General features: G+C 70.7%; 7 protein-coding genes. 6 read left to right on the forward strand and 1 reads right to left on the reverse strand.

Features of this window, described 5'->3' with window-relative positions; translation table 11 throughout:
• Positions 1-380: hypothetical protein (locus G6O54_RS36375; protein WP_165235823.1), on the forward strand; the 380-nt coding region annotated here is incomplete at its 5' end.
• A 167-nt stretch (positions 381-547) separates the two neighbouring features.
• On the opposite strand, the gene G6O54_RS36380 is transcribed toward G6O54_RS36375, so the two are convergent.
• Positions 548-853, reverse strand: a complete 306-nt coding sequence (locus G6O54_RS36380) for a hypothetical protein (RefSeq protein WP_165235826.1) — start codon at positions 851-853, stop codon at positions 548-550.
• Between the two features lie 158 nt (positions 854-1,011).
• Here G6O54_RS36380 and G6O54_RS36385 point away from each other — a divergent pair, with 158 nt between their 5' ends.
• From G6O54_RS36385 to G6O54_RS36405, 5 genes are all read left to right on the forward strand, one after another.
• Entirely contained in the window at positions 1,012-1,269 is a 258-nt protein-coding gene (locus tag G6O54_RS36385) for an ArsR/SmtB family transcription factor (protein WP_369432166.1), read from the forward strand.
• A gap of 67 nt (positions 1,270-1,336) precedes the next feature.
• Positions 1,337-1,753, forward strand: coding sequence for an arsenite efflux transporter metallochaperone ArsD (gene arsD / locus G6O54_RS36390; protein ID WP_165235832.1), 417 nt, complete (start codon positions 1,337-1,339; stop codon positions 1,751-1,753).
• A gap of 16 nt (positions 1,754-1,769) precedes the next feature.
• Positions 1,770-3,797: an arsenical pump-driving ATPase gene (gene arsA, locus G6O54_RS36395; RefSeq protein WP_165235835.1), complete on the forward strand. Its 2,028-nt coding sequence runs from the start codon at positions 1,770-1,772 to the stop codon at positions 3,795-3,797.
• Positions 3,794-4,642: a nitrophenyl compound nitroreductase subunit ArsF family protein gene (locus tag G6O54_RS36400; protein ID WP_205679166.1), complete on the forward strand. Its 849-nt coding sequence runs from the start codon at positions 3,794-3,796 to the stop codon at positions 4,640-4,642. Before arsA ends, G6O54_RS36400 begins: the two co-directional genes overlap by 4 nt.
• Complete coding sequence (locus G6O54_RS36405) at positions 4,639-5,346, forward strand: aromatic aminobenezylarsenical efflux permease ArsG family transporter (protein ID WP_165235838.1); 708 nt, start codon at positions 4,639-4,641, stop codon at positions 5,344-5,346. The genes G6O54_RS36400 and G6O54_RS36405 overlap by 4 nt, the downstream gene beginning before the upstream one ends.
• Positions 5,347-5,564: the final 218 nt, after the last annotated feature.

Consider the following 5,564-nt stretch of genomic DNA (forward strand, 5'->3'; position numbering starts at 1 on the left):
ATGAGCTGCTCGACGAGCCGACGCCCGAACCGATCGCGCTGGTCGAGTTCACCAGCCGGGAGATCTCCGACCCGATCCGCGGGCAGGAGCTCGGCGACCAGCTCGACTCCCTGGTCCGCCGCGACGTCCCGATGCGTTACGTGCTCGACTTCGGCGGCGTCCGGAAGCTCGGCAGCACCGCCTTCTGCCGGATCGCGGACTTCGCCCGCGACGTCCACCGATGCGGCGGCGAGGTCACGGCCTGCGGCCTGGCCGACGGGCTCGCCCTGGGCGCGGCCATGAGCGGCCTCGATGGCGAGATCGAGTTCACCACCTCCGTGCCGCGGGCCGTCGCGCTCGCCCGCGAGGCCCCCTCATCCGATCCCGAGGACGCGGCGTAGCGGCATCCGAGGCCCGCCAGGGGAGCATCCTCGAGGGCCGCCGGCGCGAAGGGCCGGGCGGACGACGGGACGCTCAGCCCTCGCCCCGGCCCGATGGATGCTGAAATGGTCCCCTTTGTCTGCAGGACGACCACGACTGGCCGGAGCGACAGCGAACCGCACCGTCATCAGCCGTTGCGTTCGGTCGGCAGCCAGCCGAAGGGGTGGAGGGCGTCCTGGATGGAGAGGCCGCGGACCTCGATCCGGGCGGGGTCGTTCGTGCCGAGTCCCAGGGCGGCGGCCATGGCCAGGTGGTTGTCGCCGGGGAAGACGCCGGTGCCCGCCGTCGCCATCGGGTCGTAGCCCATCACGGCGGTGCCGACGGCGTCGGTGCAGACCGGGTTGCGGCCGGCCAGGAGCAGGCCGGGGCGCTGGACGGCCAGGCTCGGGAGCCACGGGCCCGCGCCTGACGCCGTCCGTCCTTGTCCGGGCAAGGCAAGCTCCCCCTCGCCGGGGCCGGGGACTTGACGGGAAACACTCAATCGTCTATCGTCGTTTTACGATGAATAGGGAGGGGGCGCTCGTGGAAGAGAAGTGCTGCACAACCGCGAAGGGGCGTAACGGCTCGAGCGAAGCGGTCCGGGCCTCGGACGTGGAGCTGGCCACGCTCGCCAAGGCGTTGGGCCATCCGGCCCGCGTCCAGATCATCCGCTTCCTGCTGTCCCAGGACTCGTGCATGTGCGGCGACATCGTCGAGCACCTGCCGCTGGCCCAATCGACCGTCTCCCAGCACCTGAAGCTGCTCAAGGGCTCGGGGCTCATCCGCGGCACGATCGACGGCCCGCGGGTCTGCTACTGCGTGGAGCCGAAGGTGCTCGAGCGGCTCAAGGAGCTCGTCTCCGGGCTCTAGGAGCCGGAGCCTTTTTTGCCCCCTTTCATCGTCCATCGACGATCAACGAATCCACGAGGAGAAGGCCATGACCAGGCTCGCCCTTTACGACCCTCCGATGTGCTGCTCGACGGGTGTCTGCGGCCCCGCGATCGACCCGGCCCTGCCGCGGATTGCCGCCGACCTCGACTGGCTCAAGCGTCAGGGCGTCCAGGTCGAACGCTACAACCTGGCCCAGCAACCCCAGGCCTTCGCCTCGAACCCGACGGTCACGGCGGCCCTTCGCGAGCACGGCAACGACTGCCTGCCGCTCGTCCTGGTCGACGGCGAGGTCGCCTCCCGCGGGGCCTACCCGGACCGAGCCGAGCTCGCTCGCCTCTCCGGCCTCGCGGTCGCGGCCGAGGCCGAGGCCGAAGCGGCGGGACCGAAGGGAGCGGCCTCGTGCTGCACCCCCGGCGTCGTCGCCATCGGCGGGGCCGGTCGAAGTTCGGGCAAGTGCTGCTGACTCACGGAGGTGGGTGATGGTCATCCCCGGTCCCGGGACTCGAAACCTCTTCTTCACGGGCAAGGGAGGGGTCGGCAAGACCTCGGTTGCCAGTGCCACGGCGGTCGCCCTTGCCGACGGCGGCAAGCGAGTGCTCCTGGTGAGCACCGACCCGGCCTCCAACCTGGGCGAGGTCTTCGGCGTCGAGCTCGGGATGGCCCCCACGCCGGTCCCTGAAGTGACGAACCTCTGGGCGCTGAACATCGACCCGGAGGCCGCGGCCCGCAGCTACCGCGAGCGGATGGTGGGCCCGTATCGCGGCGTCCTCCCCGACGCCTCCGTGCGGAGCATGGAGGAGCAGTTCTCGGGGGCCTGCACCACGGAGATCGCGGCGTTCGACGAGTTCTCGAAGCTCCTGGGCGATGCCTCGGCCACCGCCCGGTTCGACCACGTCGTCTTCGACACCGCCCCGACCGGACACACGCTGCGGCTCCTGCAGCTCCCCGCGGCCTGGACCGTGTTCTTCGACTCGAACGTGGGGGGGAACTCGTGCCTGGGCCCGCTTTCGGGCCTCGCCGCCCAGCGGGCCCTCTACGAAGCGGCCTTGAAGGCCCTGGCCGACGGCGAAGCCACGACGCTCGTGCTCGTCAGTCGGCCCGAGGAGGCGGCCCTCCGCGAGGCCGACCGCTCGAGCCGCGAGCTTTCGGCGCTGGGCATCAGGAATCAGCGGCTGGTCCTGAACGGCATCTTCACCGCGAGCGATCCGAGCGACCCAACGGCCGCCGCGATGGAGGCCCGCGGCCGGACGGCGCTGGCGGAGCTTCCGGAGGGCCTGGCTCGTCTCCCGCGGCACGAGGTGGAGCTCCTGCCCTTCGGCCTGGTGGGCGTGGCGGCGTTGCGAGCCCTCAACGACCCCGCATCGTTCGGCGGCCACGCCACGGTCGAGCCGGGCGAACGGGGCTCGCAGGTGCTCTCGCGGCCGCTCGACTCACTCATCCCGGAGCTCGCCCGCCATGGGCACGGCGTCATCCTGACCATGGGCAAGGGCGGGGTCGGCAAGACCACGGTCGCCACGCGACTGGCGGTCACCCTCGCCCGCCTCGGCCACACGGTGCATCTCTCGACCACGGACCCCGCGGCCCATCTCGACCAGACGCTCGGCGCCCGCGTGCCCAACCTCTCGGTGAGCCGCATCGACCCGGCGAAGGAGACGGCCGACTACACGGCCGAGGTGATGGCCACGGCGGGCAAGGACCTCGACGACCAGGGCAAGGCCCTCCTGGAGGAGGACCTGCGGTCCCCCTGCACCGAGGAGATCGCGGTCTTCCGCGCGTTCGCTCGCACCGTCGACCGCGGGAAGGCCGGATTCGTCGTCCTCGACACGGCCCCCACCGGGCACACGCTCCTCCTGCTCGACGCGACCGAGGCCTACCACCGCGACGTGCTCAGGAATGCGAGCGAGATGCCCGAGGCGGTCCGCGAGCTCTTGCCGCGCCTCAGGGACCCGGAGTTCACCCGGGTCCTGATCGTCACCCTGCCCGAGGCGACTCCCGTCCACGAGGCGGCCTCGCTCCAGCGGGACCTCCTGCGGGCGGGCATCACGCCCTTCGCCTGGGTCGTCAACCAGAGCCTGAGCCCATTACCCGTCACCGATCCCGTGCTCAGGTCGCGGAAGCTCCGCGAGCGTCCCTTCGTCCGCGAGGTCACCGAGAGCCTGAGCCCCCGCACGGCCCTGGTCCCCTGGCAGGCCGATGGGGACCAGCTCGTGCCGGCGTCGGAACCGACGAAGGTTCGAGAGCGGGGGGGCCCTTCGATGAAGACGATTCAGGTCCTCGGGACCGGCTGCTCGAAGTGCAGGACGCTCGCCGCCAACGCCGAGCAGGCGGTCCGGGAAGCGGGCATCGAGGGCGTCGTGGTCAAGGTGCAGGACATCGCCGAAATCCTCACCTTCGACGGCGTGCGGGCCCTCCCGGCCCTGGCCATCGACGGCGTGGTGAAGGCCTGCGGCCGGAGCCTGAAGCCGGGGGAAATCAAGATGCTCATCGAGGGAGACGAAGAACGATGACATCGAAAGGACTCCTCACGATCGCGCTGCTCGGGTTCGTCGCGGTGACCGTGGCCACCCTGGTGTTCCAGGAGACCGGGGCGAAAGGGACGGCCACGACGGAGCCATCGGCCACGGCCACGGCCACGGGGGCGAAATTGATGGCCTATTACCTGCACGGCAAGGTGCGATGCGTCACCTGCAACGACATCGAAAAGACCGCCAGGGAAGCGGTCGAGGCCGGCTTCGCCGAGGACCTGAGGTCGGGCCGCATCGAGTGGCGGGCGGTCGACTACGACGAGCCGGGCAACGAGCACTTCGCCAGCGACTTCAGGCTCTCCGCCCCGTCCGTCGTCCTCGCCACGCTCCGAGACGGACGTCAGACCTCGTGGAAGAGCCTCCCGGAGGTCTGGGAGCTCATCGCCGACAGGCCGAAGCTCCGCGCCTTCATCGAGCGGAACGTCCGCGAGCAGTTGAGCGGCGTCACCGCGCAGGACACGGCCCCGGCCCAGGTCGCGGCCCCGGCCCCGGCCGCGTCTGTCACGTCCGGCCGGCTCCCCCGGCTGCTCGACCTCGGAGCCGGGCGGTGCATCCCGTGCAAGGAGATGGCCCCCATCCTCGAGGAACTCCGCGAAACGTATCGGGGGCGGCTCGACGTGGTCTTCCTCGACGTCGGGAAGGACCCGGACGCGGCCAGCCGGTACGAGGTCTCGACCATCCCCACGCAGATCTTCTTCGATGCCGCGGGCAAGGAGCGGTCCCGGCACGAGGGCTTCCTGTCGCGGGCGGACATTCTCGCCAGGTGGCGAGAGCTCGGGGTCGAGCTGGAACGGGCTGACCGGAGCCATGACGGGAGCCCGCCATGACCCAGGACGCGGCCTCGATTTCGCGGCTCGCCGCCGCCTCGGCGGCCCTGTGGCTCGGGATCCTGACCTCGATAAGCCCCTGCCCGCTCGCGACCAACGTCGCGGCCGTCTCCTTCATCGGGCGGCGAGTGGGAAGTCCTCGGCGGGTCTTCCTCTCCGGCGTGCTCTATGCCCTCGGCCGCTCGCTCGCCTACCTCGGCCTGGCCGGGCTCCTGGTGGCGAGCGCCCTCTCGGTGCCCGAAGTCTCGATGTTCCTCCAGCGGTCCATGAACAAGCTCCTGGGGCCGCTGCTGGTCCTCGTCGCCATGTTTCTCCTCGACCTCATCTCGCTCTCGCCCCCCGGCTCGAGCCCGAGCGAGTCGATGCAGAGGCGGCTCGATGCCCTGGGACTCTGGGGAGCCCTGCCGCTCGGGATGCTCCTCGCCCTGACGTTCTGCCCGGTGTCGGCGGCCCTCTTCTTCGGGAGCCTCGTCCCGCTTTCGGTCAAGGCCCACTCGAGCGTGCTCTTGCCGGGCGTCTACGGGCTCGGCACAGCCCTCCCGGCCCTCGTCTTCGCGGGCCTTGTGGCGGCCGGGACGCGCTCCGTGAGCAAGGCGTTCCACGCCCTCACGTCCGTCGAATGGTGGGCCCGGCGGTTGACCGGCATCGTGTTCCTCGGCATAGGCTTCTATTACAGCTTGAAGTTCGTCTTCGGCGTCCTCTGAACGGCCCTCTCGAGGACGAACCCGGTGATCGGCGAGCCCTGGCGCGATGAAAGGTTGGTATTGACTGCCCCATGGCCGGGACCTGGACGTGACGGTTTCCGTTGCGCCTGACGCGGCCCGCGATGCCGTTGGGAACCAGGCCCCGGCGCGATCACCAGCCGGCGCCTGGCTCGGCAGGAGCCTCGCCCTCCCTTCCGGAGAAGAGCCGCTCCCAGCCC

The sequence above is a fragment of the Aquisphaera insulae genome, from assembly GCF_011064615.1.
GTDB lineage: Bacteria > Planctomycetota > Planctomycetia > Isosphaerales > Isosphaeraceae > Aquisphaera > Aquisphaera insulae.

What these genes read in the sequence shown, in the direction of transcription:
- arsD (WP_165235832.1), top strand. Translation starts at nt 1,337, where the DNA reads ATGACCAGGCTCGCCCTTTACGACCCTCCGATGTGCTGCTCGACGGGT.
- G6O54_RS36400 (WP_205679166.1), top strand. Translation starts at nt 3,794, where the DNA reads ATGACATCGAAAGGACTCCTCACGATCGCGCTGCTCGGGTTCGTCGCG.
- arsA (WP_165235835.1), top strand. Translation starts at nt 1,770, where the DNA reads ATGGTCATCCCCGGTCCCGGGACTCGAAACCTCTTCTTCACGGGCAAG.
- G6O54_RS36405 (WP_165235838.1), top strand. Translation starts at nt 4,639, where the DNA reads ATGACCCAGGACGCGGCCTCGATTTCGCGGCTCGCCGCCGCCTCGGCG.